The sequence below is a fragment of the Synechococcus sp. CB0101 genome (assembly GCF_000179235.2).
Lineage (GTDB): Bacteria > Cyanobacteriota > Cyanobacteriia > PCC-6307 > Cyanobiaceae > Vulcanococcus.
The window spans coordinates 191,287-207,652 of the sequence record NZ_CP039373.1 but is presented as its reverse complement, the minus strand read 5'-3'; the positions used below and the strand labels follow the sequence as shown (position 1 = coordinate 207,652).

Annotated in this window: 18 protein-coding genes; 8 read left to right on the top strand and 10 right to left on the bottom strand. The window is 62.1% G+C overall.

Going from position 1 to position 16,366, the window contains the following annotated elements; all coding sequences use genetic code 11:
- Position 1 precedes the first annotated feature (1 nt).
- Positions 2 to 958 carry a phosphate ABC transporter permease subunit PstC gene (gene pstC, locus CB0101_RS01180; protein ID WP_010309591.1) on the bottom strand — a complete coding sequence of 319 codons (957 nt, stop codon included), beginning with the start codon at positions 956 to 958 and terminating at the stop codon, positions 2 to 4.
- 161 nt (positions 959 to 1,119) lie between these two features.
- On the opposite strand from pstC, the gene CB0101_RS01175 reads away from it, so the two are divergent.
- Positions 1,120 to 2,172: a PstS family phosphate ABC transporter substrate-binding protein gene (locus tag CB0101_RS01175; RefSeq protein ID WP_043717755.1), complete on the top strand. Its 1,053-nt coding sequence runs from the start codon at positions 1,120 to 1,122 to the stop codon at positions 2,170 to 2,172.
- Positions 2,173 to 2,196: 24 nt separating this feature from the next.
- Here the strand turns inward: CB0101_RS01175 and CB0101_RS15200 are convergent, their stop codons facing one another.
- From CB0101_RS15200 to pstS, 3 genes are all read right to left on the bottom strand, one after another.
- Positions 2,197 to 2,352, bottom strand: a complete 156-nt coding sequence (locus tag CB0101_RS15200) for a hypothetical protein (RefSeq protein ID WP_168187927.1) — start codon at positions 2,350 to 2,352, stop codon at positions 2,197 to 2,199.
- Positions 2,353 to 2,505: 153 nt separating this feature from the next.
- Positions 2,506 to 3,249, bottom strand: a complete 744-nt coding sequence (locus CB0101_RS01170; protein WP_010309596.1) for a winged helix-turn-helix domain-containing protein — start codon at positions 3,247 to 3,249, stop codon at positions 2,506 to 2,508.
- Positions 3,250 to 3,329: 80 nt separating this feature from the next.
- A complete protein-coding gene (pstS, locus tag CB0101_RS01165) occupies positions 3,330 to 4,307 on the bottom strand; it encodes a phosphate ABC transporter substrate-binding protein PstS (protein WP_010309597.1) in 978 nt (325 codons plus the stop codon).
- 217 nt (positions 4,308 to 4,524) lie between these two features.
- Here pstS and speD point away from each other — a divergent pair, with 217 nt between their 5' ends.
- Positions 4,525 to 4,941: an adenosylmethionine decarboxylase gene (gene speD / locus CB0101_RS01160; protein WP_010309599.1), complete on the top strand. Its 417-nt coding sequence runs from the start codon at positions 4,525 to 4,527 to the stop codon at positions 4,939 to 4,941.
- Here the strand turns inward: speD and CB0101_RS01155 are convergent.
- A complete protein-coding gene (locus CB0101_RS01155) occupies positions 4,938 to 5,270 on the bottom strand; it encodes a helix-turn-helix transcriptional regulator (RefSeq protein ID WP_010309601.1) in 333 nt (110 codons plus the stop codon). The genes speD and CB0101_RS01155 overlap by 4 nt on opposite strands.
- Positions 5,271 to 5,415: 145 nt before the next feature.
- Between CB0101_RS01155 and CB0101_RS01150 the strand changes: the two genes are divergently transcribed.
- The 6 genes from CB0101_RS01150 (at position 5,416) to CB0101_RS01125 (ending at position 13,122) form a co-directional block, all read left to right on the top strand.
- A complete protein-coding gene (locus tag CB0101_RS01150) occupies positions 5,416 to 6,441 on the top strand; it encodes an ArsJ-associated glyceraldehyde-3-phosphate dehydrogenase (protein ID WP_010309603.1) in 1,026 nt (341 codons plus the stop codon).
- Entirely contained in the window at positions 6,441 to 7,709 is a 1,269-nt protein-coding gene (gene arsJ / locus CB0101_RS01145) for an organoarsenical effux MFS transporter ArsJ (RefSeq protein WP_010309605.1), read from the top strand. The genes CB0101_RS01150 and arsJ overlap by 1 nt, the downstream gene beginning before the upstream one ends.
- 101 nt (positions 7,710 to 7,810) lie before the next feature.
- Positions 7,811 to 9,433: a choice-of-anchor I family protein gene (locus tag CB0101_RS01140; RefSeq protein ID WP_010309608.1), complete on the top strand. Its 1,623-nt coding sequence runs from the start codon at positions 7,811 to 7,813 to the stop codon at positions 9,431 to 9,433.
- Positions 9,434 to 9,968: 535 nt separating this feature from the next.
- Positions 9,969 to 10,178, top strand: a complete 210-nt coding sequence (locus CB0101_RS01135; RefSeq protein ID WP_010309620.1) for a ribbon-helix-helix protein, CopG family — start codon at positions 9,969 to 9,971, stop codon at positions 10,176 to 10,178.
- A 165-nt stretch (positions 10,179 to 10,343) separates the two neighbouring features.
- Positions 10,344 to 10,571, top strand: a complete 228-nt coding sequence (locus CB0101_RS15720) for a hypothetical protein (RefSeq protein WP_071778139.1) — start codon at positions 10,344 to 10,346, stop codon at positions 10,569 to 10,571.
- Between the two features lie 373 nt (positions 10,572 to 10,944).
- Entirely contained in the window at positions 10,945 to 13,122 is a 2,178-nt protein-coding gene (locus CB0101_RS01125) for a beta-glucosidase (protein WP_010309624.1), read from the top strand.
- Here the strand turns inward: CB0101_RS01125 and CB0101_RS01120 are convergent.
- The 5 genes from CB0101_RS01120 to CB0101_RS01100 form a co-directional block, all read right to left on the bottom strand.
- Positions 13,091 to 13,573: a hypothetical protein gene (locus CB0101_RS01120; protein ID WP_010309627.1), complete on the bottom strand. Its 483-nt coding sequence runs from the start codon at positions 13,571 to 13,573 to the stop codon at positions 13,091 to 13,093. The genes CB0101_RS01125 and CB0101_RS01120 overlap by 32 nt on opposite strands.
- An 8-nt stretch (positions 13,574 to 13,581) precedes the next feature.
- On the bottom strand, positions 13,582 to 14,676 hold the full coding sequence (locus CB0101_RS01115) for a glycosyltransferase family 2 protein (RefSeq protein ID WP_029553018.1): 1,095 nt from the start codon (positions 14,674 to 14,676) through the stop codon (positions 13,582 to 13,584).
- 62 nt (positions 14,677 to 14,738) lie between these two features.
- Entirely contained in the window at positions 14,739 to 15,311 is a 573-nt protein-coding gene (locus tag CB0101_RS01110) for an alpha/beta hydrolase (protein ID WP_010309632.1), read from the bottom strand.
- 104 nt (positions 15,312 to 15,415) lie between these two features.
- On the bottom strand, positions 15,416 to 15,793 hold the full coding sequence (locus tag CB0101_RS01105) for a hypothetical protein (protein WP_010309633.1): 378 nt from the start codon (positions 15,791 to 15,793) through the stop codon (positions 15,416 to 15,418).
- Entirely contained in the window at positions 15,790 to 16,311 is a 522-nt protein-coding gene (locus CB0101_RS01100) for a hypothetical protein (RefSeq protein WP_010309635.1), read from the bottom strand. Before CB0101_RS01100 ends, CB0101_RS01105 begins: the two co-directional genes overlap by 4 nt.
- Positions 16,312 to 16,366 lie beyond the last annotated feature (55 nt).

Genomic DNA, 16,366 nt, shown 5'->3' with positions numbered 1-16,366 from the left:
GTCAGCTGTACTTGAGGCTCAGACGGCGCACGATCCACTGCGCCAGGATGTTGACAACCAGGGTGAGGATCATCAGCACCAAAGCGGCATACATCAGGGCCGACACCTGGAAGCCATCGGCTTCACCGAATTGGTTGGCCAGCATCGAGGAGATGGTGTTGCCCGGGGCTAGCAGGCTCCAACTGAAATTGTTGGAGTTGCCGATGATCATGGTGACGGCCATGGTTTCACCCATCGCTCGGCCCAGCGCCAACATCACTCCGCCGGTAATGCCCGAAACGGCCGCCGGCAGAATCACCCGCAGGATGGCTCCCCAGCGCGTGGTGCCCACGCCGTAGGCGGCCTGGCGAAGCTCAGGCGGCACCTGTTGAAGCGAATCCCGAGAAATGGCTGTGATGATCGGCAGAATCATCACCACGAGAATCAAGATCGCCGGCGCCACGCCGGGGCCCTGAGCCGTGGTGGAGAAGAAGGGAATCCAGCCGAGATAAACGTGCAGGGCTTCCAGCAGAGGGCGAAGGAAAGGCTCCATCACAAAAATGGCCCAGAGACCGAGCACCACCGATGGGATCGCGGCCAGGAGCTCCACCATCAATCCAAGGGCCTGGCGAAGCCAACGGGGAATCAGGTTTTCAGTGATGAAGATCGCCGTGCCAACACCCAGGGGTACGGCAATCACCAGCGCCAGGATCGAGGTGATGAGCGTGCCGTAGATGGCCGTGAAAGCACCGTAGCTATTGCCGATCGGGTCCCAATCGGAGGTGGTGATGAACCGCAGGCCAAAGGCGCCGATGGCCTGATGGGCCCCTGTCAGCACCGTGAGCAGGATGCCCACCAGCACCAACCCCACAATCGAGGCGAGCAGCACTGAGAGCTGGCGAAAGCCTTGGTCCACCAGCTTCTCCGAGGGCGGCCGACGCCGCAGGGAAAAGAGATCGCTAGGTTCGGCAAGCGGCATCGGCAACAGGCCTTAACCATCCCAAGCTCCCACGCATCAGCACAGCTGGTTTTAAGAGGTGGTTAAGAGCACGAGTTCAGTTGTTTATCGAACCTGGGGCTTCAACCATTCATTAACCAGGACTTAACGAGGCGACTCCTTTGGCTGGTCAGAGTGGCGCCATGCGTTCCTTTCCATCCGTGATCGCTGCCCGCTTGGTTGCCCCCCTGTTCGCCGTAAGCGTGGTGGCGGTCACCGGTACTGCCTTGGCTCAACAGGGGGCCAGCCCCAACAAGACCATCTGGATTTCGGGATCAAGCACGGTCTACCCCTTCAGCGTGGCCGCCATCGCCAACACCAAAGGCCAAATCCCCAAAGGAGTGACGTTCAAAGCCCGGTCGGTGGGCACCAGTGCTGGCTTTCGTGAGTTTTGCAGCGGCAAGCTCAGCATTGCCGCTGCTTCGCGGCCGATCAACAGCGATGAACTGAAGCGCTGTGCAGCCGCTGGCGTGCGTTTCATCGAGCTGCCGGTGGCTTTTGATGCGATCACGGTGGTGGTCAACCCCAAAAACAGCTTTGCCAAGGAGATCAGTACCGCCCAGCTGCGCACGCTCTGGAACCGCAAGGCCCAAGGCAAGATCCAGCGCTGGAACCAGGTGAATCCGGCGTGGCCCAACACACCGATCAAACTGTGCGGCCCTGGTACCGATTCCGGCACCTACGACACCTTCAACAAGGCGATCAACGGCAGCACCACGGATTCCAGGCAGGACTACACCGCCAGCGAGGATGACAACGTGCTGGTGAATTGCGTGGCCAGCCAACCAGGAGCCCTGGGCTATTTCGGCTACGACTATTACCAAGCGAACCGCAGCCAACTGCGCGCCTTGGCGGTGCAGGGAACGCGGGGAACGGTGCTCCCCAGCGTGGAATCGGTTCAGAGTTCCCGCTATTTGCCACTCTCGCGGCCGCTGTTCTTTTACGTGAATGATCAGGCCCTGAAGAGCAACACTGCCATTCGCTCGATGGTGAGCGGAACCCTGCAGCGCGGTGTGAAAATTGCCCAGCAGGCCGGAGTGATCCCACTGCAGGATTCCACCTACCGGCTGGTGACCAACAAGCTCTACCGCAATGTGCTCGGCAGCGCCTTTGCCGGCAAACTTCCGATTGGCCTCACCGTGGGGCAGGTGCTGGAACGCAGCTTCGATGAGCACAAGCGGCCGCAATATCGCTGATGCAAGGTGTCGCAGACGACAGGATCACGCGAATCCGCCGCAAAAGGTGCGCGTTGCTACCTGAAGCCGCTTGTCGAGCGTTAGGTTGGCTTGATTCGAAGGAAAGACCATGTTGGTGAAAACAGGCCACGGCAGCATCAGTTTTGTGGCCGGTTGCTGCTGGGTGAACTCCGTGATCAAGCCACCTCCTCTGCGCCACCAGCAACATGAGCAATCCTCCCAGAACCGATTCGGCCAAGACTCCCAAGCCGGCCGACTCCACAACAGCTGACAGCCATCCCTGCAATGAAGCGCTGATCTCGCGCCAGCGGCAGCGCTACCTCGCCTCCCTTTCTATTGAGGGGGAGGCGCAAAGCGATAACCAATACCGCGAACAGTAACGAACAACGAGGGCTGCCCCGGCTGATCGAGCTTGCGCCGCAGCCAGAGCACGTGCACATCCACGCTTTTGTTGTTGCCGCAATAATCAGCGCCCCACACCTGCTCAATCAATTGATCGCGGCTGAGGGCCCGGCCGGGTTGGAGCATGAAGCACTCCAGCAGGCGAAACTCCCGCGGCGTGAGGTTGACCTCCGCACCATGCACACACACGCGGCACTGCTCGCGAAACAGCTGCAGCGCTCCGGCTTCAAGCACCGTGCCCGCCTGAGCCAAACGGGCGCTCTGCTCCATCCGCCGCACCCGCCGAAGCATCGCCCGGCAACGGGCCACCAACTCCCTTAACCCAAACGGACGCACCAGCACGTCGTCGGCGCCAGTATCCAACAACTCCACACGCTCCTCTTCCGTTGCCGCATCGGCCAAAAGCAGCAGCGGAGTGAGCAGATCGCGCCGCCGCCAGCGCTGCAGCAACGCCAACGTGGCCACCAGATCGTGGCGCTCGCTGGGCAGATTCACCACCCAAAGGGCCGGACGATCGCCCAGCCCTGGAGCGCTGAGCAAGTCTTTCAACTGTTGGGGAGCGGGTTGCTGGTCAACCCGAAAGCCCTCCTGCAGGAGTGCCAGGTGACACTGCTCTCTCCAAATTGGATCATCAGCCACGAGCCGGATCCAGGCCGGCTGGGGAGTGGCAGCCATTAATTCAGCGGTGATGAAGGGTCTGAGGCAAAAAAAGGGGGGCTGAAACAGCCCCCCGATCAATCCAGGTTTGTCTCAGATCAGGCGCCGATCTTGGCGACAGCTGCTTTAGCGCGCTTCAGGATGTCGCCCTTGAGGGGCACATAGCCCAGCCCACTGGCTTGATTCTGAGCAGGGCCCAGCAGATACATCATGGCCTCACGGATCTTGCCGGCCTTCGCACCATTTCCTTTCTCGTAAGCGAGAATCCAGGTGAGGGTGGAAATGGGGTAGCTGCCAGCACCAGCGGGATTGGGATCCTCGCCAGCCAGCTGAGCATTCAGCTTGATGTTGTTCAGAGCAGCAGCACCGCTGGCTTCAGTGGGAAGCACATACTTGCCAGCCTTGTTCTGCAGAGCAGCAGCCTGGAGCTTGCCCTTCACATAGCTCTGGTTCACGTAGCCGATGGCACCGGTGGTGTTGTTGAGCACGCCGGCCACACCCTCGTTGCCTTTGCCGCCCACGCCCACAGGCCACTTCACGCTCTTGCCCTCACCCACCTTGCTCTTCCACTCGGAGGAGAAGGCACTCAGGGAGTTGGTGAACGCGAAGGTGGTGCCGGAACCGTCAGAACGGTGCGCCACGGTGATGGGGCCCTTGCCGCACTTCAGCTGATCCCAGGTCTTGATCTTGCCCAGGAAGATGTCGACAGCCTGCTTTTGGCTGAGCTTCAGACCCTTGCAATCAGGCTTGTTGTAAGCAATGGCGATGGTGCCACCCACAGCGGGGAATTGCACCACACCGCGGCTCACCTTGGCAGCCTCAGAAGCCTTGATCGGCTCGTCGGTGGCGCCGAAATCCACAGTGCCAGCCACGTACTGGCGCACGCCAGCGCCAGAACCCACCGACTGGTAGTTCACCTTGACGCCCTTGGATGCGGCACCAGCGAAAGCGCGCTGGTAGAAGGGAGCCGGGAAGGATGCACCGGCACCGTTGATCACGGATTGTGCAGTGGCGGCTGCAGCGATGCCGAAGCTGGAGAGCACGCCGAAGCAGAGAGCCTTCTTCGCGAAGGACATGGAGAGCAACCGTTCAGGAGCCCCCAACGTCTAAGCAGCCGAGCAGACCGGGAGGTTAGCGATTGGTTAAGAGTGCGTGAATGTTTGGTTGTGAACCACAACTGCGCGTATGGGCGAATACCGAGACCGCCGCATTTCCAATGGCTGAAGACAAATACCAACTCCAGATTCTGCGGCATCCAGTGGGTCTAGGTTGAGCCCAGTTCACATCCTCGCGATGAACAATTCCCTCTCCAGCCTGCATCCCAATCCTGGATGGGCTGGCGGCAGTTCCAGCCAGCCCGTTGGCAAGCACTGCATCCTCGAGCTCTACGACTGCAATCCAGACAAGCTCAACGACGAAGCCTTCATCCGCACCACCATTGCCACCGCCGCCCGAGAAGCCGGTGCAACGGTGTTGCATTTGATCAGCCACCACTTCCAGCCCCAGGGCGTGACGGGGCTCGTGCTGCTGGCTGAATCGCACCTCTCGATTCACACCTGGCCGGAATCGGGTTACGCCGCCGTGGACGTGTTCACCTGCGGGGATCACACCATGCCGGATCGCGCCTGCCTGGCCCTGGTAGAGGCCCTGGCAGCAGGCCACTACAAGCTGAGCAGCTTCCTGAGAGACACGGCCCTACCCGCGGGTTAAGAGCAACAACGCGCCGGGGCCTGGCAATCGGTCGCCAACGCTGCCAGCCAGGCCTGCAGCTGCTCAAGCGCTCCAGAACGCAAGCGGTAGTAAACCCAACGGCCTTCCTCGCGCGCCTCAATCAATCCGGCTTCGCGCATCACCTTGAGATGAAACGACAGCCGCGATTGCGCCAAGTTGAGGTCGGCCACCAGATCACAAACGCAGCGCTCACCGCCCGCCAAGGCCTGGACCACGTCCAAGCGCAGGGGGTCAGCCAGAGCCTTGAGGAGCTGACGGGCCTGCTCCCGCTCCAGCGGCTCAACTGCAACCAAGGCGGGCAGCGGCACGGCACAACGGCTTGGATCAGGGCAAGGTTAAGGGGCTTAACCCATCACAACGCCGCCTCGCCCAACCCAGATCAACAAGACTTGGTAGATCAACATCAGTTGATCTATGGTCCGCGCATTGCTCCCTTGGCACGGCGTCGGTCCCATGCGCATTGGCATTAACGGCTTTGGCCGCATCGGCCGCTTGGTGTTCCGCGCCCTCTGGGGGAGGCCCGGCATCGAGTTGGTGCATGTCAACGACAACGCTGCTGACGCAGCCGCAGCGGCCCATCTCCTGGCCTTTGATTCAGTGCATGGCCGCTGGCAGCACACGGTTGAGGCCAGCGCTTCAGGCTTTGCGATCAACGGCCTGGCTGTAAGCACCAGCCAAGACAGCGATCCCACGGCTGTGCCCTGGCGCGAAGCCGGCGTGGAGCTGGTGCTCGAGTGCAGCGGCAAGCTCAAAACACCTGAAACCCTGCAGCCGTATTTCGACAGCGCCGGACTCTCCCGTGTGCTGGTGGCGTGCCCGGTGAAGGGCGTGATCGCGGGAGCCGAAGCCCTCAACATCGTTTACGGCATCAACCATCACCTCTACGAACCCAATCAGCACAGGTTGATCACGGCGGCCTCCTGCACCACCAACTGTCTGGCCCCCGTGGTGAAGGTGGTGCACGAGAGCTTCGGCATCAAGCACGGTTCGATCACCACCCTGCACGACGTGACCAACACCCAGGTGGTGGTGGATGCCTTCAAAAGCGATCTGCGTCGGGCCCGCTCCTGCATGCAGAGCCTGATCCCCACTACCACCGGATCAGCCAAAGCGATCGGGATGATCTTCCCCGAACTGCAAGGCAAGCTCAACGGCCACGCCGTGCGCGTGCCACTACTGAATGCCTCCCTCACCGATGCCGTCTTCGAGCTGCAGCGCAGCGTGAACGTTGATGAGGTGAATGCAGCCTTTGAGGCGGCTGCCAACGGAGCACTCCAGGGAATCCTGGGCTACGAAACCCGGCCGCTGGTGTCGGTGGATTATGTCAACGACAGCCGCAGCGCGATTGTGGATGCCCTCTCCACGATGGTGGTGAACGGCAGCCAACTCAAGGTTTACGCCTGGTACGACAACGAGTGGGGCTACAGCTCGCGCATGGCGGATCTGGCCTGCCATATCGCCAAGCTGGATGCACGCTGATGGGCATCCTTGCCTTGGCCCGGCGCCCCCTCTCGGCGCTGCAGCAATACGCGGTGGTGACAGCCAACTATTGGGCCTTCACCCTCACCGATGGCGCCTTGCGCATGTTGGTGGTGTTTCACTTCCACGCGCTGGGTTACACCACCCTGGAGATTGCTTTTCTCTTTCTCTTCTACGAATTCTTTGGCATCCTCACCAACCTCTATGGCGGCTGGCTGGGGGCCCGCTTCGGCCTGAGGCTCACCCTCTGGAGCGGCACCTTGATGCAGGTGGCCGCACTGCTGATGCTGATCCCCGTGGCCGACACCTGGCCGAAGTGGTGGAGCGTGGCCTACGTGATGGTGGCGCAGGCGATCAGTGGCATTGCCAAAGATCTCAACAAGATGAGTGCCAAGAGCGCGATCAAAACGGTGGTGCCGGACACACCGGATGATCAGAGCCGCGGTGAGCAGCAGTTGTTCCGCTGGGTGGCGATCCTCACCGGCTCCAAAAATGCGCTCAAGGGTGTGGGCTTCTTCCTCGGTGGCCTACTTCTCACCAGCATCGGCTTCAACGCCGCTGTGGGAGCAATGGCCGCTGGTTTATTCCTGGCCTTTCTGCTCACCCTGGTGCTGCCGGCCGACATCGGCCGCATGAAGGAGAAGCCCAAATTCACGGCTCTGCTCTCCAAATCCAGGGGCATCAACGTGCTCTCGCTGGCGCGATTTTTCTTGTTTGGCGCCCGGGATGTGTGGTTCGTGGTGGCTCTACCAGTGTTTCTTCAGGCCGCCCTGGGATGGCGGTTCTGGGAGGTGGGCGGCTTCATGGGGCTCTGGGTGATCGGCTATGGGATCGTGCAAGCCTCGGCACCGGCACTGAGGCGCAGCTGGGGGCAAAGCAAGCCGCCGGGTGTTTCAGCCGTGGAGTTCTGGAGCGGCGTGCTCACCGCGATTCCGGCCTTGATCGCGATCGCCCTCTGGCGACAGGTGGCCCATCCCGGGGTCGCCGTGGTGGTGGGGTTAGCGGCCTTCGGGGTGGTGTTTGCGATGAACTCCTCGATCCACAGCTACATGGTGCTGGCTTACACCGATACCGAATCGGTGAGCCTGAATGTGGGCTTCTATTACATGGCCAATGCCGCCGGGCGGCTCACCGGCACGCTGCTCTCTGGGGCACTGTTTCTGGCCGGCGGGATGCAAGCCTGCCTGTGGATGTCGTGTGCCTTGGTGGCACTGGCGTTTGCGAGCAGCACAAGACTGCCGGCCGTACACGCCACGCCAACAAGCTAAAACCAGGTTTGTGTTAATCCAGTGATTGACCTTCCTTAAGCGACTGATAACCAGGCTACGAGCTGAGAAAGCAAGGATTGACTGAGCCTATTTCATCCGGCATGGCATTCCTGCGCGAGGCACAATCCAGCATCGATCTGGGTGGGGCCGAGATCCTTGACTACCACCCTGGCCGCAAGATTGCCGCCGTGATCACCGGTGGCTCCAACCTCTCCCTGGTGAGCTATGCCAAAGGATTTGACCAGCCTGAGCTACTGCGTGAGCTGGAGCTCGAGGGCGATGCCCAGAGCGTAGCCATCAACGATCAGGGGCTGATTGCCGTCGCACTGTCGGTGAACGACAACAATGATGGACGCATTGCCTTCTACCAGCTGAATGACAAAAACAAAGCTGTCAAGAAGGGAAGCGTGGCGGTTGGCAACCTGCCCGATTCGATCAGCTTTAGCCCCGACGGCTCAGTGCTGGTGAGTGCCAATGAAGGCGAACCCAGCAAGTTTTATGGCACGGAAGACGGTGTCGATCCTGAGGGAAGCATCTCCGTCATCCGAATTCGTGATGGCAAGCCCGGTGCTTCGAAGGTGACCACCCTCGGCTTTGGCGCATACAGCACCGAAGCCTTGCGCGGCTTGGGCATTCGGATTAGTGGCGAGAATCCCACGCCGCGGCTCGATATTGAGCCGGAATACGTGAGCATCAGCCCCAACGGCCGCAAGGCTTACATCACCCTGCAAGAGAACAATGGCATTGCTCAGGTTGATCTGAAACGACGCAAAATCGACTCAATCTTCAGCCAGGGCGAGAAGAGCTGGTCTGGCATCGCCATCGACAGCACGGATGATGATGGGGTCTACGCCCCCGGCATCAAGACTCTCTTCGGTCTACGCATGGCCGATGGAATCGAGACCTTCCAGCACAAAGGCAAGACCTATCTGATCACGGCCGATGAAGGCGATAGCCGTGTTCGCCCGGATGATGTGAACTTTGAGGCCATCCTCGGCGATGAAACCACCTACTCCTTCGGCGACAACCTCACCGACGGCGTGCTCGCCACCCTTGAAGACGAACTGACGGGTGCATCGATCTATGTGTACGGATCGGCCGACGTTGGCAACCGTGGCAACTTTGAGGCCGATCAAGGGGATGAGTTGTTCATCACCCTCAAATATGGCGCTGTCAGCGATGACGGCTTCTACTCTGATGAGAAAAGAGCCGGCAAACTCACCGAGGGAGATCCCACGCTCCTTAGCGAAGGCCGAATCAAAACGGTGAGCGACAGCAACGACCCTGTCACCGGCATCCGCAGCTTCGGCGGGCGTTCCTTCACGATCTTCGATTCCAAAGGATCGGTGGTGTACGACTCGGGCAACCTGCTCGACCAAATCACCAACGCAGCGGGCTTCTACGACGATGGCCGCAGCGACGACAAGAGCATCGAGCCCGAAGGCGTTGCGGTGGCCACCATCAAAAACCGCCGCTTTGCCTTCATCGGCCTGGAGCGGCCCTTCAACCAGAACGACCCCGACGAGCTGGGCACGTTCATCCCCGTGTTCGAGATCACCCAACCCTCTGCACCCACTTACCTGGGCGCTTTCAGCGGCGCTGGATCGCTCTCGCCCGAAGGGCTCAGCTGGGTGGGTGATGGCAAGCGCGGCGGCTACCTACTGGTCGCGAATGAGGTGAGCGGCACGCTGGATTCCTTCCGATTCAACCTCGGGATGGCTTGACGCTGCCCTTACTTCCAGTTGCTCCGATCACAACGGGGTGCGACAAGCTCGCACCCCTTTTTCGTGCGCCGCATGCGGACGAGAGCCAGCTGATCGAGCCGCGATTGGCATCAGGCTGCATGCGGTCGACCAGACGTTGTCGGCACCGATCTCGAGCGCGGAGCGCGCGGTGGGGTCAGCAAGACCCCAATTCCGCAACAGACTTCGGCCAAAGTTTCACCGCATCACGCTCAAAACAGACACACAAAGGTGCATCAAAGCAGCGTTGCACAAAAGTGCAGCATCAAATCAGTGCAAGAGTGCACCGTTAGATGAGTAGCATCAACTCAAAGGACAGACGCTCCTCCTTTCACCGCCGATGCCTCGACTCACAATTGCGCTCGAGGATCGAGATCACCTAGCCCTAAGACTTCTCGCCTTACGTGATGGCAAACGCCTCAATGAAGTTGTGGATGAGGCAGTCAAGCGCTACCTAGAAAGTGCTGGAGCCTATACTTTACGCATCTCCGATTCAGAGACCAACCCGTAGCGAGCCATGAATCCTGCAGGCCCATGGGAGATCGATCAAACCCGCCTGCCGCAGCAAGTGGAACTGGATCTACCGGCTGAGGTGATGGATTGGCTCCAGAAGCGATCCGCTCAGAGCGGACGGTCGGTGAGCGAATTGATCCTCGAGCTGATCGATCAAGGACTCCAGCAGCGACGCGATGCCGCTCAAGAGGATGCCAGCGGCGGCACCAACTAAGCAGGCTCCGAGAAAACTCCAGCCTTTGCAAGGCTTGCCCGCTCATGGCCCCAACCAGCGAAAGCGTGACATGTCAGAACAAAGCATCACAGAACGTGACCAGGCGATCCTGGCGAACCAGAGAATCTGAAGAGATACTGAAGTTGTCCGCCACCGAGGTCATCCGTGGCATATGCGAACAGGACCAGCGACAGCACCAGTCCCAATGCCGGCTCATTTCGTAGCCGCGCCCCGAAACGGCTCACCATCACCCTCCCCTACACTGTCTTTAGCGCCCTCGAGCAACGCAGCCTTCAAGAGGGGCGATCCCTCAGCAACCTTGCCGCCTACCTGATTGAACGAAGTCTGAACCAGCCGATGCCCCCAGAGTCATCAGCCACTGCCAAGGCTTAAGAGAACAGCCATGGATGCGGTCATTTCAGCGAGATGGATCGCCTTGATGCTCCTTCATCTCGGCGAGATCGCTCTGGCTTGAGCCGCTGAAAAGCACAGATCACGTAGGGCAATAATAAACCCGAAGGCAAGCGATGCCAGAGCTTGCAGGTGGGATTCATGGCCCTTCAGCATGTGCTGCTCATGGCCTAAAGCGGCGACAACCAGCGTGCGTGCTCCCGCTCGGATGCACGGCAATTTGTTGGCAACTCGCTGCAGGATTGATCAACACCAAGTGGAGCATTCAGTCATCAGCCTGAGCGCAGCTGATGCAAGGCTGCGCCTTGTTTGTGTTGAGGCATCGGATCACGTTGGAGCGCCATAGCTTCACGGAATGGATCCCCTCCGTGCCGCTCTCCAGGCCCAAGCTGAAGCACTGCTGCAACAGCTGAGTCTTAAGGAGAAGCTGGCTCTGATCAGTGGTTCCACAGCCTTCTGGCCGGGCATGGCCGCGATTGCCTTCCGGGATGCCCCCCATCAACACCCCTGGCCCGCGGGCGTGCTGCCGCGGCTGGGGCTGAACGGGCTGCAGTTTGTGGATGGCCCCAGGGGGGTGGTACTCGAAGGTGGTGCCACCACCTTCCCGGTGGCGATGGCCAGGGGCGCCAGCTGGAACCCTGAGCTCGAAGCGCAGATCGGTGCAGCCATTGCCCTGGAGGCCCGCAGCTTCGGGGCGAACTGGGTGGCAGCTGTGTGCGTGAATCTGCTGCGCTACCCCGGCTGGGGCCGGGCCCAGGAAACCTATGGCGAAGACCCGCTGCATGTGGGTGCCATGGGCGCAGCCTGCACGCGCGGCCTGCAACGCCACGCCATGGCCTGCGTGAAACACCTGGCCCTCAACTCGATCGACAGCTCACGCTTCGTGGTGGATGTGCAGATCAACCCCCGCGTGTTGCATGAGTTGTTTCTGCCGCAATTTCGGGCCTGCGTGGAGGCGGGAGCGGGTTCGGTGATGAGCGCCTACAACCGCGTGAACGGCACCTGGTGCGGCCAACATCCGCTGTTGCTGCAGCAGATCCTCAAGCAGCGCTGGGGCTTTGAGGGTGTTGTGGTGAGCGATTTCATCTTCGGGATCCGAGATGGCGTGACCGCGCTCCAGGCCGGACAAGATCTGGAGATGCCGTTTCGCATGCTCTGGCGCCACAGCCTCGAAAGCGCCATCGAGCAAGGCGATATTGCGCTGCAGCGCCTCAACGATGCGGTGCGGCGCCAACTGATCCAGCAGCTGAGCGTGCCCGCCACGGCGCCGCCCGCCAGCGTGCGCGGCTGCAAGGCCCATCGCCGGCTGGCACGGCAGGCGGCGCGGGAATCGATCGTGCTTCTGCGCAACCGCGATCAAGAGCTGCCCTGGCAGCAGCTGCGCTCGTTAGCTGTGATCGGACGGCTGGCGATGCAGCCCAACCTGGGGGATCACGGCTCCTCCGACACACGGCCGCAACCGGGGCAGGTGGTCACGCCATTGGAGGGCCTGCGCCATGCCGCGCCCCAGCTCGCCATCCACACCGACCCAGGCACCCACCCATCCCACGCCGCAGCTGTGGCATCCCGCTGTGATGCGGCGCTGCTGGTGGTGGGATTGGATTGGCGCTTGGAGGGAGAACACATCCACCCCGGCGACATCGCCCCCATCCTGGCCTCGGTGCCGCCGCCGGAGTGGATGCTGCGGCTCATCGACTGGCGCCGGCTGCAGCCGTGGTGGACGCCAATCGCCCAAAGCATGGCCTGGATCACCAGCCATGCCTCTCCCCCCACCGGCGGCAACTTCGCCAGTGGTGATCGCACCGACCTGCAGCTTCCCCCCGATCAGATCGCCCTGATCAACGCCGTGGCCGCAGCCAATCCCCACACCGTGGTGGCGCTGATGGGGGGAGGGGTGGTGATCACGCAGCCCTGGGATCAGCAGGTGGCTGGCTTGCTGCTGCTCTGGTATCCGGGCCAGGAGGGAGGCCACGCCCTGGCGGATGTGCTGCTGGGGCACGCCTCTCCATCGGGCCGCTTGCCCTTTGCGATCCCGCAGAACAGCAGCGATCTGCCCAGGCTGAATCCCCACGCCCAACAGGTGCACTACGACCTCTGGCACGGCTACCGCTGCTTGCAACACCAGCGGCGGCCCGCGGCCTATCCCTTTGGCTTTGGCCTCTCCTACAGCGCCTTTGCCTGCTCGGAACTGAGCCTGCAGCGCTCCGAGGGAGCGATCGACCTCAGTCTGCTGGTGCACAACTGCGGCAGCTGGCCTGCGGCGGAGGTGGTGCAGGTGTATCTCGAGCCGCCGGGGCAGCGGGTGGAGCGGCCCGGGCGCACGCTGGTGGCGTTTCAACGGATCGAACTGCGCCGAAACGAGCGGCGGCGGCTGCAGCTGCAGGTGCCCCTGCGGCAGCTCGCCACCTTTGATCCACAGCAGGATGGCTGGGTGCTGGAGCCAGGGCTGCATCGCCTGGTGGTGGCCCGCCACAGCGATGACACGGGCCTAGTCGCCGAGCTCAACCTGGAAGGCGGCTGGTTGGAGCGCTGAGGCGCGCGGGTGTGCGGGCCAGGAGCAAGCGCAACCGCAAGCGGTTGTAGCGCTGCAGCAGCAGACAGGGCAGGTTGAACACCGTGGCAAACAGCAGGTTGATCAGCACGCCACTGGCCGGAAGCCAGAGCAGGGTGAGCAGCCACAGGGGCCAGAGCAGCCCATGCACCCATTCGGCGCGGCGGGTTTCAGCCACCAACCGCTGCAAGGCAGCGGGGTCGCGGCGCGCCAGGCTGGCCTTGCGGATGCCACCGGGCAGGGCATGACCGGCATCGGGAATCCAACGCTTCCAGCTGCGAATGCCCAGGCGCTGCTCATAGATCGCCAGCCAGCGGGTGGCTTTCTCGGGCGACGCAACACCCAAGGGGGCGTTCAACCAAGCCAGCGGCAACTGATTGGCCAGCGCCCCCACCAACAACGCTCCCACCAGCCAAAGGCAGGCCGAACTCAAGGCCGCTATCAACGGGTGCTCACCGTGCGGCCTTTCCAGCGCACGGAGCCGCGCTCGAGATTGACGATGGCCAGCACAAACACCACCAAAAAAAACAGCACGGGAATCGGAAAGATCAAAGGGCTCCAGCGAAAGCGCCCGACCCGCTGGGTGATCACCAGCAGCTGCAGGGCGTAGGCCGCATACACCGCCGCATGCAGGCGCACATCGGCGGTACCCACCAGCGGCCAACCCAACAGAGAAGCTGGCAGACACCAGGCGGCCCAGAACAAGCCCGAGAGCCAGAGCACCACCGCCAGCATCCAGGGCCAGCGCACTTCCCCGGCTGCAGTGGCGAAGTTTTTGTCGAAGCCCACCACCAGATCGCCAAGACCGCCGGGATACATGCGGTAGGCGATCAGGCCGTCGCCGATGAAGGCGCTCACGGCCAAGCCCGCCTGCTCGTAGCGATGGGCCAAAAACCAGTCCTCCACCACCTTGCCGGCCACCGCGGCATGGCCCCCACTGCGGCGGTAGTGCTCGCGGCTGGTGGCCATGGCCGGCCCGAAGGCCACACCGCAGCGCACCCCCAGCGGCACCGCCATCAGGCCCACCAGGTTGAACAACAACGACAACTGCTCATACAACCGTTCCGTGCGGTGAAACGGCTGCACCGACACCAATCCGCCCAGGGCTTGCTGCTGCACCACCAGGCTGTGCAAGAAGCCCGGAGCCGGTTCGGTATCGGCATCAAGAAACACCAACACCTCCCCGGAGCTGGCTCGCACGCCGTTGTGCAAGGCCCAGGTTTTGCCGCACCAACCCGGCGGCAAGGGGGGTGGCTGGATCAACAGCAAGGGCAGTTCGCCGCCAGCGGCAGCAGCAACCGCAGCGGTGCGATCGGTGGAGTGGTCGTCGATCACGATCACCTCCAACGGTTTGAGCCTTTGCGCCTGCAAGGCACTTAGCAAGTTGCCCAGGGTTGTTTCCTCATTGCGGGCCGGAATCAACACCGAAACCGCTGGGCTGTGCTCCAACTGGCCGAGCGGTAAGGGGCATAAATGCCACGACAACCACCAACCCAGCAACCAACGCAACCCCACAGAAAGGCCCAGCCCATCCACCGTTGCGTCAGCCCACTGATTTCACTCCCTATGCAACCCACAAGCAGCCAAGCTGCCGTGCATCAATCGCGCAGCAATTCAGCCACCAACGGTGCCAACGCGGCTGGATCCCGCAGCAGCTGAGGGTGGGTGGCGACAGGCAACACCCGCTGGCTGCCCACGGGCAACACGGCGCTCCAGGCCGGCACCACCGCCAGATCAAGGGCGGAATAAAAGCTGTGGCATTCCACCCGGCGTAACCCCTCGAGATCGCTGTTGAGCCCCTGGAGCAAAGGGCTGCCGGGCTTGAGATCGGCCAACCCAGGGAAAAGCCGGCTCGACCAGGGCTGCGCCGTCCAGGTGCCCTGCTGCGGACTGCCCAGGCTGATGAAGCGGCGCGTGCGGCGCTCACCACCCAGCCGCTGAATCCAGGTGCGCGCGATCACCCCACCCATCGAAAACCCCAACACATCCATCACCCCAAAACGGGGCGCCATCCATTCCAGCTCGCGATCGAGCAAGCGAGCCGCCTCCTGCACCGACGTGCGGCCTAATCGCAGGGGGAGCGCTGGGCTGATTAACAGCTCACGACGCCCCGCAAGCTGTTGCCGCAACCGCCCGAACACCGCAGGGGTGTCGAGCAGGCCATGCACCAAAACCAGGGGAGGATGAATGAGAGGCAGCCGCCAAAAGCCTGTCTCAATTCAAAACAGATCAGCGGCCAGCCAACCTTTTGCTTCGGTGCGGTTCACCGCCTTGATCAAGACGGATTGAACAACTGCCGAATTTGAGGACTCTTCTCAGGACACAGCATCGGGCTGTAGTAGCGAACCGCCGCTGTTTCCACCTGCTCGGGGGTGATGCCGCGGAAGTCGATCGCCGCCTGTTCGTATTGCTCGGCCAACTGCTGCTCCAGCTGCTCGCTGATCGCCGGATCACCAACGGAGCGGCACAGCAATTGGGCGTACAACCGCGCCGCACAGCCGGTGTGGCCATAGCGGGTGACGCAATTGGCCAGCTCTGGGTTCACCGGCACGGCAGGCAAGGGCGGCGGCTCCGGCAGCTGGGCCAGCGCCGGAGCCTTGAGGCCAGGGAGGAGCGCCAGACAGCAACCCCATCGCCACCAGCCGCTACTCACCGAAACTGCTCCGGCTGGCAGCGGCTGAAGCGTTCCAGCTCGGGTTGGTTGAGTCGAGGCTCGGCACCAGCCAGCAACAGCTCGGGATACACCTGGCGCAGGGCGGCTGCCGCACGGTTCAACGCTTCAGCGGCTGTGGCCTCTTCGCTGGTCTGCTGGCGCTCCCAGCGCTCCCGTCGCTCCGCCTCCTGGCGCCGCCAGGCATCCACGGCCTGCTCGTAGAGGTCTTGCTCGGCCTGCTGGTCGTAGATGGTGAGGCGGCGCTGCTCCTCGGGATCGAGGGGTTGGGGGGCAGGGCCAGGCACGTAGGCCTTGGCACGGACCGCGGTCAGCTGGGCCTGGGCGGTGTTGAAGCGCTCCACCAAAGCCGGCAGCCGCTCCTGATGGCGCTTGCACAAGCTGAGCAAACGCTGCTGCTCAGCCAGCCGCTCACGCTCCTGGGGCGAGGGTGCATTCGAGCGACAACTCGCCAGCAACAGCACAGCCAACAAGGGCAACAGCCGGAATCGGCGGATCACACGAACCCTGGGGCTCAAACCACTCTGACAGGAGAAGCGCAGGGCTGACGGGTTG

Bases quoted from the DNA above. Each gene is read 5' to 3' on its own strand.
- CB0101_RS01175 (WP_043717755.1), top strand. From the start codon at position 1,120: ATGCGTTCCTTTCCATCCGTGATCGCTGCCCGCTTGGTTGCCCCCCTG.
- pstC (WP_010309591.1), bottom strand. From the start codon at position 958: ATGCCGCTTGCCGAACCTAGCGATCTCTTTTCCCTGCGGCGTCGGCCG.
- speD (WP_010309599.1), top strand. From the start codon at position 4,525: ATGAACAATTCCCTCTCCAGCCTGCATCCCAATCCTGGATGGGCTGGC.
- CB0101_RS01125 (WP_010309624.1), top strand. From the start codon at position 10,945: ATGGATCCCCTCCGTGCCGCTCTCCAGGCCCAAGCTGAAGCACTGCTG.
- CB0101_RS01135 (WP_010309620.1), top strand. From the start codon at position 9,969: ATGAATCCTGCAGGCCCATGGGAGATCGATCAAACCCGCCTGCCGCAG.
- CB0101_RS01150 (WP_010309603.1), top strand. From the start codon at position 5,416: ATGCGCATTGGCATTAACGGCTTTGGCCGCATCGGCCGCTTGGTGTTC.
- CB0101_RS01140 (WP_010309608.1), top strand. From the start codon at position 7,811: ATGGCATTCCTGCGCGAGGCACAATCCAGCATCGATCTGGGTGGGGCC.
- arsJ (WP_010309605.1), top strand. From the start codon at position 6,441: ATGGGCATCCTTGCCTTGGCCCGGCGCCCCCTCTCGGCGCTGCAGCAA.
- CB0101_RS01170 (WP_010309596.1), bottom strand. From the start codon at position 3,249: ATGGCTGCCACTCCCCAGCCGGCCTGGATCCGGCTCGTGGCTGATGAT.
- pstS (WP_010309597.1), bottom strand. From the start codon at position 4,307: ATGTCCTTCGCGAAGAAGGCTCTCTGCTTCGGCGTGCTCTCCAGCTTC.